Source organism: Streptomyces sp. NPDC054765 (assembly GCF_053612065.1).
In genome coordinates this window covers 4,518-20,389 of sequence record NZ_JBSHBP010000074.1, presented here as the reverse complement: position 1 = coordinate 20,389, position 15,872 = coordinate 4,518, and the positions used below count along the sequence as shown (strand labels likewise).

General features: G+C 69.9%; 13 protein-coding genes and 3 pseudogenes. 11 read left to right on the top strand and 5 right to left on the bottom strand.

Annotated features, from left to right (window positions below; genetic code table 11):
- Positions 1-55 precede the first annotated feature (55 nt).
- Positions 56-625 (top strand): annotated as a pseudogene (locus ACWGJY_RS32115) (zinc-binding dehydrogenase); the annotation flags it as partial.
- Positions 626-669: 44 nt separating this feature from the next.
- On the opposite strand, the gene ACWGJY_RS32110 reads toward ACWGJY_RS32115, so the two are convergent.
- Positions 670-1,392 (bottom strand): helix-turn-helix domain-containing protein, encoded by a 723-nt coding sequence (locus tag ACWGJY_RS32110; protein ID WP_453264389.1) that lies wholly within the window; start codon positions 1,390-1,392, stop codon positions 670-672.
- Between the two features lie 147 nt (positions 1,393-1,539).
- On the opposite strand from ACWGJY_RS32110, the gene ACWGJY_RS32105 reads away from it, so the two are divergent.
- Complete coding sequence (locus ACWGJY_RS32105) at positions 1,540-3,042, top strand: carboxylesterase/lipase family protein (RefSeq protein ID WP_453264388.1); 1,503 nt, start codon at positions 1,540-1,542, stop codon at positions 3,040-3,042.
- A 190-nt stretch (positions 3,043-3,232) separates the two neighbouring features.
- Positions 3,233-4,026, top strand: a pseudogene (locus tag ACWGJY_RS32100) (IS256 family transposase); the annotation flags it as partial.
- On the opposite strand, the pseudogene ACWGJY_RS32095 reads toward ACWGJY_RS32100, so the two are convergent.
- The 3 genes and pseudogenes from ACWGJY_RS32095 to ACWGJY_RS32085 all read right to left on the bottom strand — a co-directional run.
- Positions 4,026-5,143 (bottom strand): annotated as a pseudogene (locus ACWGJY_RS32095) (ISAzo13-like element transposase-related protein); the annotation flags it as partial. The pseudogenes ACWGJY_RS32100 and ACWGJY_RS32095 overlap by 1 nt on opposite strands.
- A gap of 121 nt (positions 5,144-5,264) precedes the next feature.
- A complete protein-coding gene (locus ACWGJY_RS32090; protein ID WP_453264387.1) occupies positions 5,265-6,659 on the bottom strand; it encodes a reverse transcriptase domain-containing protein in 1,395 nt (464 codons plus the stop codon).
- 34 nt (positions 6,660-6,693) lie between these two features.
- Positions 6,694-7,077 (bottom strand): ArsR/SmtB family transcription factor, encoded by a 384-nt coding sequence (locus tag ACWGJY_RS32085; RefSeq protein WP_453264386.1) that lies wholly within the window; start codon positions 7,075-7,077, stop codon positions 6,694-6,696.
- Positions 7,078-7,172: 95 nt separating this feature from the next.
- Between ACWGJY_RS32085 and ACWGJY_RS32080 the strand changes: the two genes are divergently transcribed.
- The 5 genes from ACWGJY_RS32080 to ACWGJY_RS32060 all read left to right on the top strand — a co-directional run bounded on the left by ACWGJY_RS32080 (position 7,173) and on the right by ACWGJY_RS32060 (position 12,588).
- Positions 7,173-9,164 carry a heavy metal translocating P-type ATPase gene (locus ACWGJY_RS32080; protein ID WP_453264385.1) on the top strand — a complete coding sequence of 664 codons (1,992 nt, stop codon included), beginning with the start codon at positions 7,173-7,175 and terminating at the stop codon, positions 9,162-9,164.
- Positions 9,165-9,214: 50 nt separating this feature from the next.
- Complete coding sequence (locus ACWGJY_RS32075; protein ID WP_453264404.1) at positions 9,215-9,571, top strand: (2Fe-2S) ferredoxin domain-containing protein; 357 nt, start codon at positions 9,215-9,217, stop codon at positions 9,569-9,571.
- A 60-nt stretch (positions 9,572-9,631) separates the two neighbouring features.
- Entirely contained in the window at positions 9,632-10,060 is a 429-nt protein-coding gene (locus tag ACWGJY_RS32070) for a hypothetical protein (RefSeq protein ID WP_453264384.1), read from the top strand.
- A 138-nt stretch (positions 10,061-10,198) separates the two neighbouring features.
- On the top strand, positions 10,199-11,308 hold the full coding sequence (locus ACWGJY_RS32065; RefSeq protein ID WP_453264383.1) for a PLP-dependent cysteine synthase family protein: 1,110 nt from the start codon (positions 10,199-10,201) through the stop codon (positions 11,306-11,308).
- Positions 11,305-12,588 (top strand): MFS transporter, encoded by a 1,284-nt coding sequence (locus ACWGJY_RS32060; RefSeq protein WP_453264382.1) that lies wholly within the window; start codon positions 11,305-11,307, stop codon positions 12,586-12,588. Before ACWGJY_RS32065 ends, ACWGJY_RS32060 begins: the two co-directional genes overlap by 4 nt.
- Before the next feature lie 22 nt (positions 12,589-12,610).
- On the opposite strand, the gene ACWGJY_RS32055 is transcribed toward ACWGJY_RS32060, so the two are convergent.
- Positions 12,611-12,970, bottom strand: coding sequence for an ArsR/SmtB family transcription factor (locus ACWGJY_RS32055; RefSeq protein ID WP_453264381.1), 360 nt, complete (start codon positions 12,968-12,970; stop codon positions 12,611-12,613).
- Positions 12,971-13,184: 214 nt separating this feature from the next.
- Between ACWGJY_RS32055 and ACWGJY_RS32050 the strand changes: the two genes are divergently transcribed.
- The 3 genes from ACWGJY_RS32050 (at position 13,185) to ACWGJY_RS32040 (ending at position 15,777) form a co-directional block, all read left to right on the top strand.
- Positions 13,185-14,156: a cation diffusion facilitator family transporter gene (locus ACWGJY_RS32050; RefSeq protein WP_453264403.1), complete on the top strand. Its 972-nt coding sequence runs from the start codon at positions 13,185-13,187 to the stop codon at positions 14,154-14,156.
- A gap of 99 nt (positions 14,157-14,255) precedes the next feature.
- Entirely contained in the window at positions 14,256-14,744 is a 489-nt protein-coding gene (locus ACWGJY_RS32045; RefSeq protein WP_453264380.1) for a hypothetical protein, read from the top strand.
- Positions 14,745-14,847: 103 nt separating this feature from the next.
- Positions 14,848-15,777, top strand: a complete 930-nt coding sequence (locus tag ACWGJY_RS32040; protein WP_453264379.1) for a hypothetical protein — start codon at positions 14,848-14,850, stop codon at positions 15,775-15,777.
- The last annotated feature ends 95 nt before the right edge of the window (positions 15,778-15,872 follow it).

The following is a 15,872-nucleotide window of genomic DNA, read 5'->3' as shown; positions in this document are numbered from 1 at the left end:
ACGGTACGTACGAAGAAGGTCCCTTCCTCGTGCGAGGAAGGGACCTTGTGCAGAGCGCCCGGCAGGCCTTGCACCTGCATCTCCCACCGGTTGGTGGACGCTTGCTCGGAGCGGTGTCGTTGGTGCGCTGGAGCTGAGCCGTCTTGACTGGCGTGAGCGGCAGTGGCTGGCGCTCGGCGCCACGACGTCGGTCATCAGCCGCTCGCCCGACAAGGCCGACGACGCGCACCGCCTCGGCGCGCACGACCTCGTCGTGTCCGGCGATGCGCAGCAGCTGGCCGCGGCGCGGGACTGGTTCGACGTCGTCATCGACACCATCTCCGCGCCGCACGACCTCGGCCCGTACCTCCGGCTCGTCGCCATGGACGGCACGCTCAGCCAGGTCGGGTACCTCGGGCCCGTCACCGTGGAGACGATGGACCTCCTCGTGGGGCGCAAGAAGCTGAGCTCCGCTGGCAGCGGCGGTCTGCCCGCGACCGCCGCCATGCTGGACTTCTGCGCCACCCACGACATCACCGCGGACATCGAACTGCTGCCGTCCTCGCAGGTGAACGAGGCCCTGGAGCGCCTGCGCCGCAACGACGTCCGCTACCGCTTCGTCCTCGACATGGCCGACCTGGACTGAATGCCAAGACCAAGCGGGTATCCAGGGCGCCGCTCAGACCGATGTCACGAAGACGCGTCGAGGGAGGCCAGCAGGGCCAGAGCATCGGCCGAGCGGGTGCCGGGCTCGGCGTGCAGGAGCATCATCTCCAGCTTGCTGGCCCCCACCATCTGGAACTTCTCGACCAGGAGTTCCAGGGAGCCGACCTGTGGATCCTGTATCCGGAACATGGCCTCGGCCGCGGAACGCACATCGTGGCGCGCCCACAGCTGACGGAACCGGTCGCTCTTGAGGGATATCTCCCCGATCAGAGCTTGCAGCCGCTCGTCGTCGGTCTGCGTGCCCACCGTGGCGCGCAGGTGGGCCACGGCGACGGCCGTGTAGTGCTCCCAGTCGGTGTGGTACTCCTGGAGCGCCTCGTCGGTGAAGAGGGCGCGCAGCCGGTTCGTCCCGGGCGCCAGCTCCGGTGACAGTGCCCGGGCCAGTCGGTTGGCGGCCAGGACATCGCTGTACTGGTTGAAGACGAACGCGGGCACGTTGAGGGTCCGCAGGAGCATTTCGAGCCCCGAAGGCAGGCGCTCGTCGGGAAGGTCGAGGCCGCGGCGCGGTTTCGGGCCGGCGAGGGACAGCAGGTAGGCCGTGCCCTCCGCATTCAGCTGGAGGACCTGGGCGAGCGCCTCGAGTACCTGGGCCGAGGGGTTGCGGTCGCGGCCTTGCTCCAGGCGCAGGTAGTACTCGGCGCTGATGGCGGCCAGCATGGCGACCTCCTCGCGGCGCAACCCGGTCACCCGACGCAACCCGTGCCGGGCGAGTGCGGCCGAGACCGACGCCGACAGCTGAGCACAGCAGCGGCACGACCGCTCACCATCCACACCTGACGACGCATCGCCGCGCAGGCGAGACACCGAGACCCCCTACCGAGTGGAGCGCACAGCATGGACACGATCGACGCCGAGACGACAGCAGGGACGGTCAGAGGAGAGCTGCATGACGGGATCGCCGAGTTCAAAAGCATCCCCTATGCGGAGCCGCCGTTCGGCGCCAACGCGTTCAAGCCGCCCGTGCCACGCGCTCCCTGGGAGGGCGTACGTGACTGCACCGCCTACGGGCCGGGCTGTCCCCAGCCGTCCTCACCCATTTTCGGGGGCCTGAGCACAGGCGAGGACTTCCTGTCGGTCAACGTGTGGGCACCGGAGGGTGCGACCGGCCTGCCGGTGATGTTCTGGATCCACGGCGGCGGCTTCCTCATGGGCTCGAATGCCGGCTCCGGCTCGGACGGAAACACCTTCGCCCGCGACGGAGCGGTGCTCGTCAGCTGCAACTACCGGCTCGGCGCTTTCGGATTCCTGCACGCCGGGCACCTGGACGACGCCTACGCCGAGGGATCGGGGGCCTACGGAGTGGCCGATCAGATCGCCGCCCTGCGATGGACCCGCGAGAACATCGCGGCCTTCGGCGGCGACCCGGACAACATCACCATCTTCGGCTCCTCGGCGGGAGGCACGTTCGTCGGCGAACTCCTCGGCTGCCCCTCCGCACAGGGACTGTTCCAGCAGGCCGTCTGCCAGAGCGCCGCAGCGGCACCGCTGTTCGGCTTCCCCGCCCACTACGCCGAGGCGATCGCCGAGGCGATGCTCGACAAACTCGGCGTGCCCGCCGGTGACCTGCACACCGTCGACCCGGCAGACATCCTGAAGGCGCAGACCGAGTTCATGGTCGAGAAGCAGCGCGGTGAACACCCCGAGTGCGGACGCATGATCCCGTTCGTCCCGCTCACCGGCGGCGACCTGCTTCCCCAGTCCCCGTATCAGGCCATCACCGACGGCGTCGGGACAGACGTCAACCTGGTGATCGGCACCAACCGCGACGAGTGCACCCTGTACGCGCTGATGGAGGAAATGGGCGCTGCTGAAACAGGCATGTCTCCCGGCGGCTGGGACGCCGACCCGGCAGTACAGCAGGCCATCCTTGACGTTTACGAACGGAGCCAGGAACCGGGCTCTGCGATCACACCGCAGGTCTCGATGGACACCGACCGCACCTTCCGCGTCCCCTCACTGCGTCTCGCCGACGCCCACCACCGAGCAGGCGGAACGACCCGCGTCTACCAGTTCGCCTGGCGCAGCCCTGCCTTCGGCGGACGCGTCGGAGCATCCCACGGCATCGAAGGCCCGTTCGTGTTCGACGACTTCTCCCTGCCGATCACCAAGACGCTGATCGGCGACGAGATGCCCCAGGACCTGCTCACAGCCATGCACCGCTCCTGGGTCTCCTTCGCCACCACTGGCGACCCCGCCGCCACCGGTGTCATCCCTGTCTGGCCGACTCACAACCCGGACACTCGCCCCACCATGGTGTTCAACACCAAGACCACCGTCGCCGAAGACCCCGACGGTGAGCGCCGCGCCAGCTGGGACGAGATCGACCTGAGTCTCTAACTGCCTGCAAGCCGGTCGAATCCACTCCGATACGGGCGGCACGTGAACGACGTGCTCAGAACTCCGGCATGAGCAGTGGGACGAAGCGTGCCCCAAAGAGGGTCTGTACGCTCACCGGTGTAATTGATGATCATGGAAGAGGCGTCAGGTGACTGACACCGTGACCGCTGATGTCCAGGCGGAATCGTCGCTGACTGCCGCGGTCGAGCAGAAGCTCATCGACCAGCTCGTCGAGCAGGCCCGGAGCAAGGGCTTGCAGCTGACCGGCGAGGGTGGGTTGTTGCAGCAGCTGACCAGGACGGTTCTGGAGTCCGCCCTGGAGGGCGAGATCACCGACCATCTCGGCTACGACAAGCACGACCCTGCGGGCAAGGACGGCGGCAACTCCCGCAGCGGCACCCGCTCCAAGACCGTGCTGACCGACATCGGACCAGTCGAGATCGACGTTCCCCGCGGCCGGGACGGTTCCTTCGAGCCGGCCATCGTCAAGAAGCGGCAGCGACGGCTGACCGGAGTCGACGAGATGGTCCTGTCGCTGTCCGCGAAGGGCCTCACCCACGGCGAGATCTCCTCGCATCTGGCCGAGGTCTACGGTGCCAGCGTGTCCAAGACGACCATCAGCACGATCACCGACAAGGTGATGGATGGCATGGCCGAATGGCAGACCGGCCGCTCGACCGCGTCTACCCGGTTGTCTTCATCGACGCCATCAACGTCAAGATTCGCGATGGCCAAGTAGCGAACAGGCTGATCTACGTGGCCCTGGCGGTCACCGCCGAGGGGCACCGCGACATCCTCGGCCTGTGGGCCGGCGACGGCGGCGAGGGCGCGAAACACTGGCTTCGGGTGCTCTCCGAGCTCAAGAACAGGGGGGTCGATGACGTCCTGATGCTGGTCTGTGACGGGCTGAAGGGACTGCCCGATGCGGTCGGTGAGGTCTGGCCGCGAACTGTGGTGCAAACATGTGTAGTTCACCGAAGCCGTCAAGAAACAACCTGGTGGTTATCGGCGCCGACGGAGGTGAGCAGGTCGGCTGCGGTGGGGTGTCGGTGTTCGGCGGGGGCGATGTCGATGTGGCGGGCGTCGAAGATCGGCAGGACATCACGGATCGCGTTCCACAGTGTGCTGCGGCAGACGCCGAACAGCTCGGCGAGAGCGTCGAGGCCGCAGAGGCGGCGGCGGTAGAGGATCGTGGCGAGGATCCGGTCGCCGTCGGTGATCTTCTGCCGAAAGACGCCGCCGCGGGTGCCCGGGCGCCGGTTGCCGCCGCGTTGGCGGTGGCGGCGCTCTTCGATCGCGGCGGCGTAGGGCACGATCAGTTCTTCGAGCAGGGCATGCAGTGCTTCGCGGGACATGCCGGTCAGAGTCGGGTCCGTCAGCGCCTGGCGGGTCGGTGTCGCGGAAGCGTGCTCGGCCGGGTTGTTGCCGGTGGCCCAGGCGCGGAGGTCCTCGGTGCGGGTGAAGTAGCGCACGACTGTGGGCGTGATGCTGATTTTCCGTTCGTCCAGCAGCTTCCGGGTGGCCTTGATGCCGAGGCCGATGGTGACCGGGTTCATCCCGAGCAGGTCGCCCAGCACCTTCTGCGGGCAGACCTGCCGCAGGTAGATGACAGTGAGTAGGACTTCGTCCGCATCTGACAGCAGGGATCGGCTGCGGCCGGTGGTGGCGACGCGTCGTCCTTTGCGGAGCACGTAACGGTGTTGTTCGGCCGCTGCCGCCTGGGCCGGAGCCAACTGAGCCCGCAGCGCGCCCAGTTCGTCTGTGCTCATGCCGGTCAGACGGGGGTCGGCGAGCATCTGCAGGGCTTGCGCGCGGGCCTTTGCCCGTTCGTCGGCGCGCGGTGCAGGGGGGTGGTGCCGGTCGGGGCGATGCTGTAGTTCCACCGGCCGTGCTGGTCATGCGCGGTGATCGGCAGGGCCTGGATCTGCTCACGGCTGACGGCGATGCCGGTCGGGTAGGAGCCCTCGTCGAGAGCGGCCTCGACACGCAGTCCGCTCCGGGTCGTGGTCGCGGCGATCGTGTTGAGAACGACCTCGTGGCTGGTCAGGGGACGTCCGCGCCAGTTCATAGTGATGTGGGAGAACAGCCGGTGGTGAAGTCGGCCCAGAGCGCGGTCTCGTCTTTCGATCGAGCCGTTTCTCTGGACCGCTTCCCGCACCCGGCGTGCCACTCTCGCGGCACCGGGCGCTCCACAAGTCCCGTCAGGTTGCTGATGATTGCCCTCATCCGGCGGTTGGCCAGGGAGAAGGGATGGCTGTCCCCCGGTATCGGTAGCGCGTGGTGCGTACCTTGCCGGGATCGAACAGTGTCCGTTCCTCCCCTGATGGCCACCAACCCCCACCGCAGTAGCGACGGCGGAGGTCCCTCCGGTTGATCCGGTGGTGCTTGCGACGCAGCCACTTCATGACCTGGCTCCAGGTGTATGAGCTCAGGTACTGGAACGTCGCGCTGGACACCCCGGGGCGGAAGTACATGCACCAGCCGAACAGCATCTTGTTGATCTGGATGAGCAGTTCGTCCAGTGGCAGGCCGGTGGCCGTTCCGCGGCGGATCGTCTTGACCCTTCCCATCGCGGCCTTGAGGGCCTTGCGCGAGGGATAGGTGTAGACGTAGCGGCGGCTGGAGCCCCGTTTGCGGTGGCGCTGGATGTGCCACCCGAGGAAGTCCAGCCCCTCGTCGATATGGGTGATCAGGGTCTTCTCCACCGACAGGCGCAAGCCCATCGTGGACAACACCTCCGCGATCTCTTCGCGCAGAGCTTCGGCGTCGTCCTTGGTGCCCTTGACCATCAGGCACCAGTCGTCCGCATACCTGGAAAGCCGGTAGTTGGGGAGACCCTGACGATGCCGTTTGGTCCGCGCCCACGGCGTAGACCCCGGCCCTCCCGGTGACTGGGCGATGAACTCGTCCAGGACCGACAGAGCAACGTTGCTCATCAACGGCGAGAGAATCGAACCCTGTGGGGTGCCGGCGGTGGTCTCCCGAAGTACACGATCCTCGCCGAGGATGCCCGACTTCAAGAACGCCTTCACCAAGGCCAGGACGCGTTTGTCCGCGACGCGCTTCCGCACCCGATCCATCAGAGCGGAGTGTGAAATCTCGTCGAAGCAGGCTTTGATGTCGCCCTCCACGATCCACTCATACGACTTGGACGTGAAGAAGCGCACCTCAGCCACCGCGTCATGAGCCCGGCGGCTCGGACGGAACCCGTAGGAGCACGGGAGGAAATCCGTCTCGAAGATCGGCTCCAGCACCAGCTTCAAGGATGCCTGCACCACCCGGTCCGCGATCGTGGCAATCCCCAGCCGACGTAACTTGCCGCCGACCTTGGCCACGCCGACCTCAAGGAGGAGTTCTACGCGCGGGTGCGTACGGAAACGCACCAGACGCCGGAAGTCGAAAGGCGACTGCGCAAAGAGGTTGTCCGCCTGAAGCAAGTTCTCAAGGACTCCCGGGCTGCCGAGGCCGAGTCCCGGCGCCGAGCGGAGCAGATGGCCCTCGCGGCAGCCGTCCTCATCCTCCGGCAACCCGACGGCCAGGACCAACCTGCCCCCAGCAATGTCATCCCGCTCCGCCCGTCCGGCGACTAGAGAATAGAGCGCCTCTTCACTCTCCATCGTGAATGCCGACGCGGTGCCGAGCGGATCCGCGCTACGTCGTCGCGGCTGATGGTTCCGCGCTCGGCGCGTCCCGCAGCCCCAGACGGAGGTGCTCGACGTGGAAGAGGGCCTGGTCGAGGAGTTCGGCGACGTGGTGGTCGTACAGGGCGTAGACGATCGAGCGGCCGTTGCGCTCGCCGGTGACCAGACCGAGGTTGCGCAGCAGCCGCAGCTGGTGGGAGCAGGCGGAGGCTTCCATGTCGACGGCTTCGGCGAGGTCGCCGACCGCGCACGGGCCTTCTTGGAGGCGGGCGAGGATCCGCAGCCGCGAAGGCGTGGCCAGAGCCTGAAGGGTCGCGGCGACATCGGCAGTCCCGACGGCGTCGAGGCGCTCGCGGGTAGTTGCTGTGTTCTTGTCGTCCATTCCGTGACCCATAGGGCCCATCCTACCGACTACGCATGAAGACCTGTTCAGGTGTTCCTGTACGGTGGATGTGTTGCCGTCCTCCGCCCGTGAAGGGTTGTTTTGTCATGCCTTCCGCTCTCATCCAGCGTCCTGAACGGGCGATTCCCGCTGCTCCGGCGGTGGTGCCGCGCCGCCGTACGCGCGTGTTCGCCCTGGCCGAGGCCCGCTGGGCCGCGGCCGCGCTGGTGCTGTTCCTGATCGCGCTGCCGCTCCAGCTGACCGGCGCACCGGCCTGGGTGTGGGGCCCGCTGTACGCCGCCGCCTACGTCACGGGAGGGTGGGAACCGGCGTGGGCGGGGCTGATGGCGCTGCGGGAGAAGACGCTGGATGTGGACCTGCTGATGATCGTGGCCGCGATCGGTGCGGCGTCGATCGGGCAGGTAATGGATGGCGCGCTGCTGATCGTCATCTTCGCGACCTCCGGCGCGCTGGAGGCGCTGGCCACCGCGCGCACCCAGGACGCGGTCCGCGGCCTGCTCGATCTCGCCCCCACCACCGCCACCCGCCTGTCCGATGACGGGAGTGAGGACACGGTCGCCACCGAAGATCTCTCGGTCGGCGACATCATCCTCATCCGTCCCGGCGAGCGGGTCGGCGCGGACGGGCGGGTGCTGGAGGGGCCCAGTGAGGTCGACCAGGCCACTATCACCGGCGAGCCGCTGCCAGTTGCGAAGGAGGCGGGAGATGAGGTCTTCGCCGGCACGTTGAACGGCACCGGTGCCCTGCGGGTGAAGGTCGAGCGAGACGCCTGCGATTCCGTCATCGCCCGGATCGTCGCCATGGTCGAGGAAGCCTCCGAGACCAAGGCACCGACGCAGCTGTTCATCGAGAAGGTCGAGCAGCGCTACAGCCTCGGCATGGTCTTCGCGACCCTGGCGGTCTTCCTGGTGCCGCTGGGCTTCGGCGCGGATCTCACCGGCTCGCTGCTGCGCGCCATGACCTTCATGATCGTCGCCTCGCCGTGCGCCGTGGTGCTGGCCACGATGCCGCCGCTGTTGTCCGCGATCGCGAATGCCGGACGCCATGGCGTCCTCGTCAAGTCGGCCGTGGTCATGGAGCGCCTCGGGCAGATCGACGCGGTCGCCCTGGACAAGACTGGCACTCTGACCGAGGGCACCCCCCGGGTCACCGACGTGCGCCCGCTGGCCGGCTCGGGCCTGGATGAGCACGCCCTGCTGGCGCTCGCGGCCGCGGCGGAGCACCCCAGCGAGCATCCGCTGGCCCGCGCCGTCGTCGAAGCCGCCCGCGACCGCGGCCTGGCGATCCCGGCTGTGCGGGACTTCACCTCGGCCCCCGGGACGGGCGTGACGGCCACCGTCGACGGCCACACGGTCGCGGTCGGCGCCCCCGCCCGCTTCCTGGACCGCGCCGACATGACCTCCGCCAAGGCGGCGGCGATCGCAGAAATCATGGAGGGCGAGGGCCGCACAGCCGTTCTCGTCCAGCGCGATGGCATCCCCGCAGGTGTCCTGGGCATCGCCGACCGGCTGCGCCCCGACGCCGCCACAACCGTTGCCGCCCTGGCTGCGCTGACTGGTGGTGCCCCGATGCTGCTGACCGGCGACAACCCGCGCGCCGCCGCGCTGCTGGCCGACGCGGTCGGCATCAGCGATGTCCGCGCCGGACTGCTGCCCCAGGACAAGGTCACCGCCGTCCAGGAACAGGAGAAGGCCGGGCGCAGGGTGCTGGTGGTCGGCGACGGCGTCAACGACGCCCCCGCGCTGGCCGCTGCCCATACCGGCATCGCGATGGGGCGGGCCGGGTCCGACCTTGCCCTGGAGACGGCCGACGCGGTGATCGTCCGCGACGAACTCGCCACCGTTCCCACTGTCGTGAGCCTGTCCAGGGCCGCCCGGCGCCTGGTGGTGCAGAACCTGGTGATCGCCGCGGTGTTCATCTCGGCTCTGGTCATCTGGGACCTGGCCGGGCACCTGCCTCTGCCGCTCGGTGTGCTGGGGCACGAGGGATCGACCGTGATCGTCGGCCTCAACGGGCTACGGCTGCTGCGGGACGCCGCCTGGCAGCGGGCCGCGGCCCCGAAGCGGGGCGACCAGTGAGCCGCCGCCGCAGCAAGAAGGCCGTCCCCGCCCCGGGGGCGGCACGGCCCATGGTCACCGTCTGCCGTGGCTGCTGCTGCGGTACTGCCGTCAAGGTCCCGCGTCTGGACCACGAAGCGCAGCTCACCGATTTGCGTACCCGGCTGGCCGGGGTGGCGACGGTGCGGCGGACCGACTGCCTCGACGCCTGTGAACGCGCCAACGTCATCGTCATCCAGCCTTCCGCCGAAGGCCGCCAGGCCGGCGGGCGGCCCGTCTGGCTCGGCCAGGTCAACGACCCCGGCGCCGCCGCCGACATCACCGCCTGGGTCAAGAACGGCGGCCCCGGCCTCGCCGAGCCGCCCGACATCCTCGACCTCTACACCTTCACCCCCTCACGCCGCGTCCGGCACGAACTCGAAGACTGACCTGACGGGCCACGCCCTCGCTGATGTGACTTTCAGTGCCCGGCAAAGTACTTTGTGTGCATGATCGGTGCGGCGTCGCTCTCCTCTGCGCATCGCCGCGCGTGGGACAGCGGCGTGCTGATCGTCCTCATCTGGGTGACTTTCCATCTCCTGGGCTGCATGCACAGCCACGGCCCGGGGTTCGAGAGCCAGCACTCCCCGCTGAACGCGATCCCTGCGGCTGCCGCTCCCGTCGCCGCATCCGATGGCGGCATCACGGCCTCCCTTCCGCAGCGGGCACCGTGCTGCCCCGAGACGGGCGATCACACGGTGGACCGGATCCGCAGCGACGCCCCCTCTCCGCCGCCGCTCGGCGGTGCGCTCCCGGTCGAGGCCCGCCCCGATGCGCCCGCCGCCGCACTGACCGGCGCCGGCGCTTCACGGGCGCCGGACCACAGTGCCGTCGGCGGGCGCTGCATTCTCACAGCCCTGTGCGTGGCGCGGACCTGAGCGGTCCCGCACGGCCGCCACGTCACGCTGTTCGGCAACCCACCGGGCGGCGTCTGGGCGGCTGTGTGTCCGCGCCCTGATTCGCCGATGCCCCGAGCCTGCCGAGAGCCCGCCGGGGTGAGGAGCCGTGACACCTTCATGGACACCCACGCGTACGCCCCTGCCCCCACCTCAGCCCGCCGCCCGTCCGACTTGGTCGGCCGCACCCCGGTCCTGTGGATCGGGGAACCCTTCGCCGATGCTGGCCGCGGCTTCTGGGCGAAGCTCGAAGGACAGAACCCGGGCGGGATCAAGGACCGCCCCGGCCTGCACATGGTCGCCCGCGCCCGGACCCGCGGGCAGCTGGCCGACGGGGCGCCGGTCATCGAATCCTCCAGCGGCACCCTCGGGCTGGGCCTGGCCCTGGCCGGTATGACGTTCGGTCACCCGGTAACCGTCGTCACCGACCCCGGCCTGGAGCCTGCGATCGGCCGGGCCCTCACCGCGTACGGCGCCCGCGTCGAAACCGTCACCGCCGCCCACCCGACCGGCGGCTGGCAGCAGGCCCGCCGGGAGAAAGTGGCCGAACTCCTGGCCGAACAGCCCGGCGCATGGTGCCCGGACCAGTACAACAACCCCGACAACACGGCGGCCTACGCCCCTTTGGCCGCCGAGCTCATCGCACAGCTGGGCCGCATCGACGTCCTGGTCGCCTCCGTCGGCACCGGCGGCCACTCCGCGGGAATCTCCACCGCCCTGCGCCACACGTTCCCCGACCTCGCCCTGATCGGGGTGGACGCGACCGGGTCGACGATCTTCGGGCAGCCCGCCGGACAGCGGCTGATGCGCGGCCTGGGCTCCAGCATCCACCCGGGCAACGTCGCCTACGAGGCATTCACCGAGGTCCACTGGGTTGCCCCCGCCGAAGCGGTGCACTCCTGCCGCACCCTGGCCCGCCACCACTACGCCTCGGGCGGCTGGAGCGTCGGGGCCGTCGCGCGGGTGGCCGGATGGGCCGCCCGCACCTACCCTGCCAAAACGCGGATCGCCGCAATCTTCCCCGACGGACCGCACCGCTACCTCGACACCATCTACAACGACGGCTGGTGCCGCGGCCACCACCTCCTCGACACCCCGGTACCGCTGCCGGACGAACCCGAGGAGATCACCAACCCGGGCGAGCGCACGGTGACGTCCTGGACCCGCTGCACCTCGGTCACCGATCCCGTCTCCGTCACCGCCCGCGCCGTTCTGGCCGGCGCCCGGTGAGGCGGCTGCGCGCCCAGATGCGCTCCTTCGACCCCAGCCTGCGGCTGCTGATGGCCAACCAGTTCGGCATCAACCTCGGCTTCTACATGCTCATGCCCTACCTCGCCGACCACCTCGCCCACGGCCTCGGCCTGGCCGCATGGGCGGTCGGCCTGGTACTGGGCGTACGCAACCTCTCCCAGCAGGGCATGTTCTGGCTCGGCGGCACCCTGGCCGACCGGATCGGCTACAAGCCGATGATCCTGGCCGGCTGCGGCCTGCGCACCGGCGCGTTCGTGCTCCTGGCCGTCGCGGACACGCTGCCCGCGCTCATCATCGCCTCCGCCGCCACGGGACTTGCCGGAGCGCTGTTCAACCCGGCGGTCCGGGCCTACATCGCCGACGGCGCCGGTCAGCGCCGGGTAGAGGCGTTCTCCTGCTTCAACGTCTTCTACCAGGCCGGCATCCTGCTCGGCCCGCTCGCCGGACTCGCCCTGCTCGCCCTCGACTTCCGCCTCGTCTGCGCCGTCTCAGCCGCCGTCTTCGGCGTGCTGGCCATCGTCCAGGCTCGCGCTCTGCCCGCCCGGCGTCCCGTACCGGACCCGCAGCGGGCTGCGGGATGGCGCGGTATCGCCGCGGACTGGCGGGGCATCATCCGCAACCGCCCCTTCGTGCTGTTCTCCGCCGCGATGGCCGGCTCCTACCTGCTCGCCTTCCAGACCTACCTCGCCCTGCCTCTGCAAGCCCGCGCACTGGTGGGGGATGCCAGCGGCACCGCGATGGGCGTCGTCTTCGCCGTCTCCGCCCTGGTCGCCGTCGGCGGACAACTGCGACTCACCAGCTGGGCCAGGAAACGCCTGGACGCACCGAAGGCCATCGCGATCGGGCTGGCGGTGATGGGCGCGGCGTTCCTGCCCATGCTGCCCGGACCTCACGGTGCTGCGCGGGGACTGGTGGTCTGGGCAGGGCTTGCCGCTCTGGTGGTGTGCGCGGCACTGCTCGCCGCGGGCTCGGCGCTGCTGTATCCGTTCGAGATGGACACCCTGGTCCGCCTCTCCGGCGAGCGTCTGGTCGCCACCTACTACGGCGCCTACAGCACGGTGGCCGGCGTCGCCGTCGCCGGCGGAAACCTCGCCGTCGGCGCTCTGTTCGACCTCGCCGCCCGCATCCACATGCCATGGCTTCCGTGGGCGGCACTGACCGTACTCGGGCTCGGCTGCGCCACCGCCCTGACCGGGCTGCGCCGCACCGGACACCTCCACCCCGCACCTGCCACAGCACCAACACCAGCCGCGGCGTAAACCCACCGGCCGGGCGCGCACCTCACGCGTGGGGTGCGCGCCCGGTCAATCGGTGGTCGGCCACATCGAGCACCTCCGTCACGAGACGGCGAAGATGCCCGTCCGCCAGCGCGTAGATCACCCGGCGGCCCTCCTTGCGGGTGGTCACCAGACCAGACATCCGCAGCCGGGCCAGATGCTGGCTCACCGCCGGCCGTGCCGCATCCACCGCTTCGGCCAGCGATGTGACGTCCGCCTCATTCGCGGCCAGGGCGTGCAGCAGCGCGAGCCGGGTGCGGTCGGCAAGAAGGCCCAGGACCTCGGCCGCGACCCGGAAATGCTCACCGCCCGGGTCTTGCGGGTGCGAACCCTGCGCAGGTGATAGATGCATGCGTGCGTTCATACGCACATAATAGGCGGGTGGGACGTCCCGTCCACTTCCTGGCCCTTCTGTGGAGAGCGAGCATCTTGTGAGCCGGCAGCACCACCACGGTCACGACGAGCCGGGAACCGGCCACGACCACGGGTCGGGGCACGGCCAGGAAACGGACGCCGGACACGGCCATGAGCGCGATCATGGCCACGAGCAAGGGCACGGTGCCTCGCGGTGGTCGCGGATCCGGCACCAGGTCTCGCACCTGGTCACCCCGCACAGCCACGAGGCGATGGACAAGGTCGACTCAGCGATGGAGACCTCCAGGGAGGGGATGCGCACCCTGTGGCTGTCGCTGGGCATCCTGGGCCTGACCACCGTCATCCAGGCGATCGTCGTTGCCGTGTCGGGGTCGGTGGCACTGCTGGGCGACACCATCCACAACGCCGCCGACGCGCTGACGGCCGTGCCGCTCGGGATCGCGTTCGTGCTGGGCCGGCGGGCGGCGAACCGCCGCTACACCTACGGCTACGGCCGCGCCGAGGACCTCGCCGGCATCGCCATCGTGCTCACCATCGCCGCCTCCTCCGCGCTGGCCGCGTACGAGGCCGTCGACCGGCTGCTCAACCCACGCGACGTCACCCACCTGTGGGCCGTCGCCGCCGCCGCAGTGGTCGGGTTCATCGGCAACGAGTGGGTGGCCCGCTACCGCATCCGCACCGGCCGCAAGATCGGCTCCGCCGCCCTGGTCGCCGACGGCCTGCACGCCCGCACGGACGGCTTCACCTCCCTGGCCGTACTGCTCGGCGCCGGCGGCGCCGCGATCGGCTGGCGGGCCGCCGACCCGATCGTCGGCCTGCTCATCACCGCCGCGATCCTCATGGTGCTTCGTGACGCCGCCCGCGAGGTCTACCGCCGCCTGATGGACTCCGTCGACCCCGCCCTGGTCGACACGGCCGAGGAGGCGCTGCGCGCCGTGGACGGCGTCCGCGGCGTCGGCCAGGTGCGGATGCGGTGGATCGGCCACGCCCTGCGCGCCGAGGCCGACATCGTCGTCGACCCCGACCTGACCGTGGTCCAGGCCCATGCCCTGGCTGTCGCAGCCGAGCACGCCCTGATCCACGCCGTACCGAGGCTGACCGCCGCCACCGTGCACACCGACCACACCACCCACGGCAGTGACCCGCACGGCGCCCTGGCTCACCACGCGGAATGATGCCCGAAGGGAATACGGCGGTGGCCGCAGCACTTTTGATAGCCCGGTGCCGGGTACCGGGCCGGGGTATCGTCGAGGCGAAGTGGCGACACATCGGCCGTGTTCGATGACGTGGGGAAGGAAGCAGTGATGGCGGGCAGCGGACAGATACGCAGGCGGGGTCTTGCCCGACTGCTGGCGCTGTGCGCGGTCCTGCTCGGCCTGTTCGCCATGCACGGCGCACCGGCCACCGCCGCCGAGGGCTGCCACGGCGCGATGTCCACGCCCGCTGGGATGCACGAAGACCCCACAGCAGGCGCGATGATCTCCCAAGATCTCGCGGCGGTGCAGTCCGCCGCAGGGTCAGTGACAGCGCATCCCGCTGCGCAGCACGCCTCGGGTTGGGCGGCGATGGACGGCTCGACGTGCGTCTCTACGCCCGCCCGCGACACGACCCCGCTGACGGAACCCGCTCTACTGGCTGTCGTCGCAGTCCTTGCAGCCCTGTTCCTGGTGGGCCGCCCCCTGGCCACAGGCCGGAGGCGCCGCGGCCCGCCGCCACCGGGCGGGCGAAGTCTGCTGCTCCAGGTGTGTATCGCGCGGACCTGACAGGACCCCGCCGAAACCCGGACGTCTCCCGGGCCCGGCACGTGTCCTGCTCACCTCCGCGCGCCCGCCCGGCGTGGTGCGCCCACCCGGAAAGACCACCATCATGTTCGCTTCCACCCGTCCCACCGTGCGCCGTCGTGCCCTCGCGGCGGCCGGCACCGCAGCCGCGCTCGCGCTGACGCTGGCCGCTTGCGGCTCCTCCAACGGGGACTCCTCGTCGATGCCGGGCATGGACCACGGCGCCAAGCCGTCCGCGTCCGCCTCGGCGACAGCCTCACCGTCCATGGGGGACATGCCCGGCATGGACCACATGGCTGCCGGCAACGGCCTGTCCGACACCAAGGACGGCTACCGTCTCACCAGCACGGACGCGACCCTGACGGCCAGCAAGCCGGCCGCCTACCGGTTCACGGTCACCGGCCCGGACGGCAAGCCCGTCACCGGCTTCGCCGTCGACCAGACCAAGCGGATGCACTTCTACGCCATCCGCTCCGATCTGACCGGCTTCCAGCACATTCACCCGACCATGGCCGCCGACGGCACCTGGAGTGCCGGCCTGGACACGCTCGCGCCCGGAGCGTGGCGGATGTTCGCCTCCTTCACCCCCGACAGCGGTCCCGGCAAGGGCACAGGGTTCGTCCTGTCCCGCACCATCACCGTGCCCGGAACTGAGACGAAGACGCCGCTGCCGGCCGCCGCCAAGACCGCCGAGGTCGACGGCTACACCGTGACCGTCAAGGGCGAGCCGATGGCCGGGATGGCGCACCCGATGACGGTCACCGTCAGCAAGGACGGCAAGCCTGTCACCGATCTCCAGCCGTACCTGGACACGTTCGCCCACCTGACCGCCTTCCACGAGGGCGACACCGCCTTCGCGCACCTGCACCCGACCACCAAGGTCAACGGCGACCACGGCGGCCCGGAACTCTCCTTCAACGCGGAACTGCCGACCGCCGGGAACTGGCGGCTGTTCCTGCAGTTCCAGACCGGCGGCAAACTCCACACCGCAGCCCTGACCCTCAACGTCGGCTGAACCCCGCGGGGGGGCCCCCCCCCCCGGGCCCCCCCCCCCCCCCCCCCCCCCCCCCCCCCCCCCCCCACCCCCCGGGCGACCTGTGGGGGGGGCCC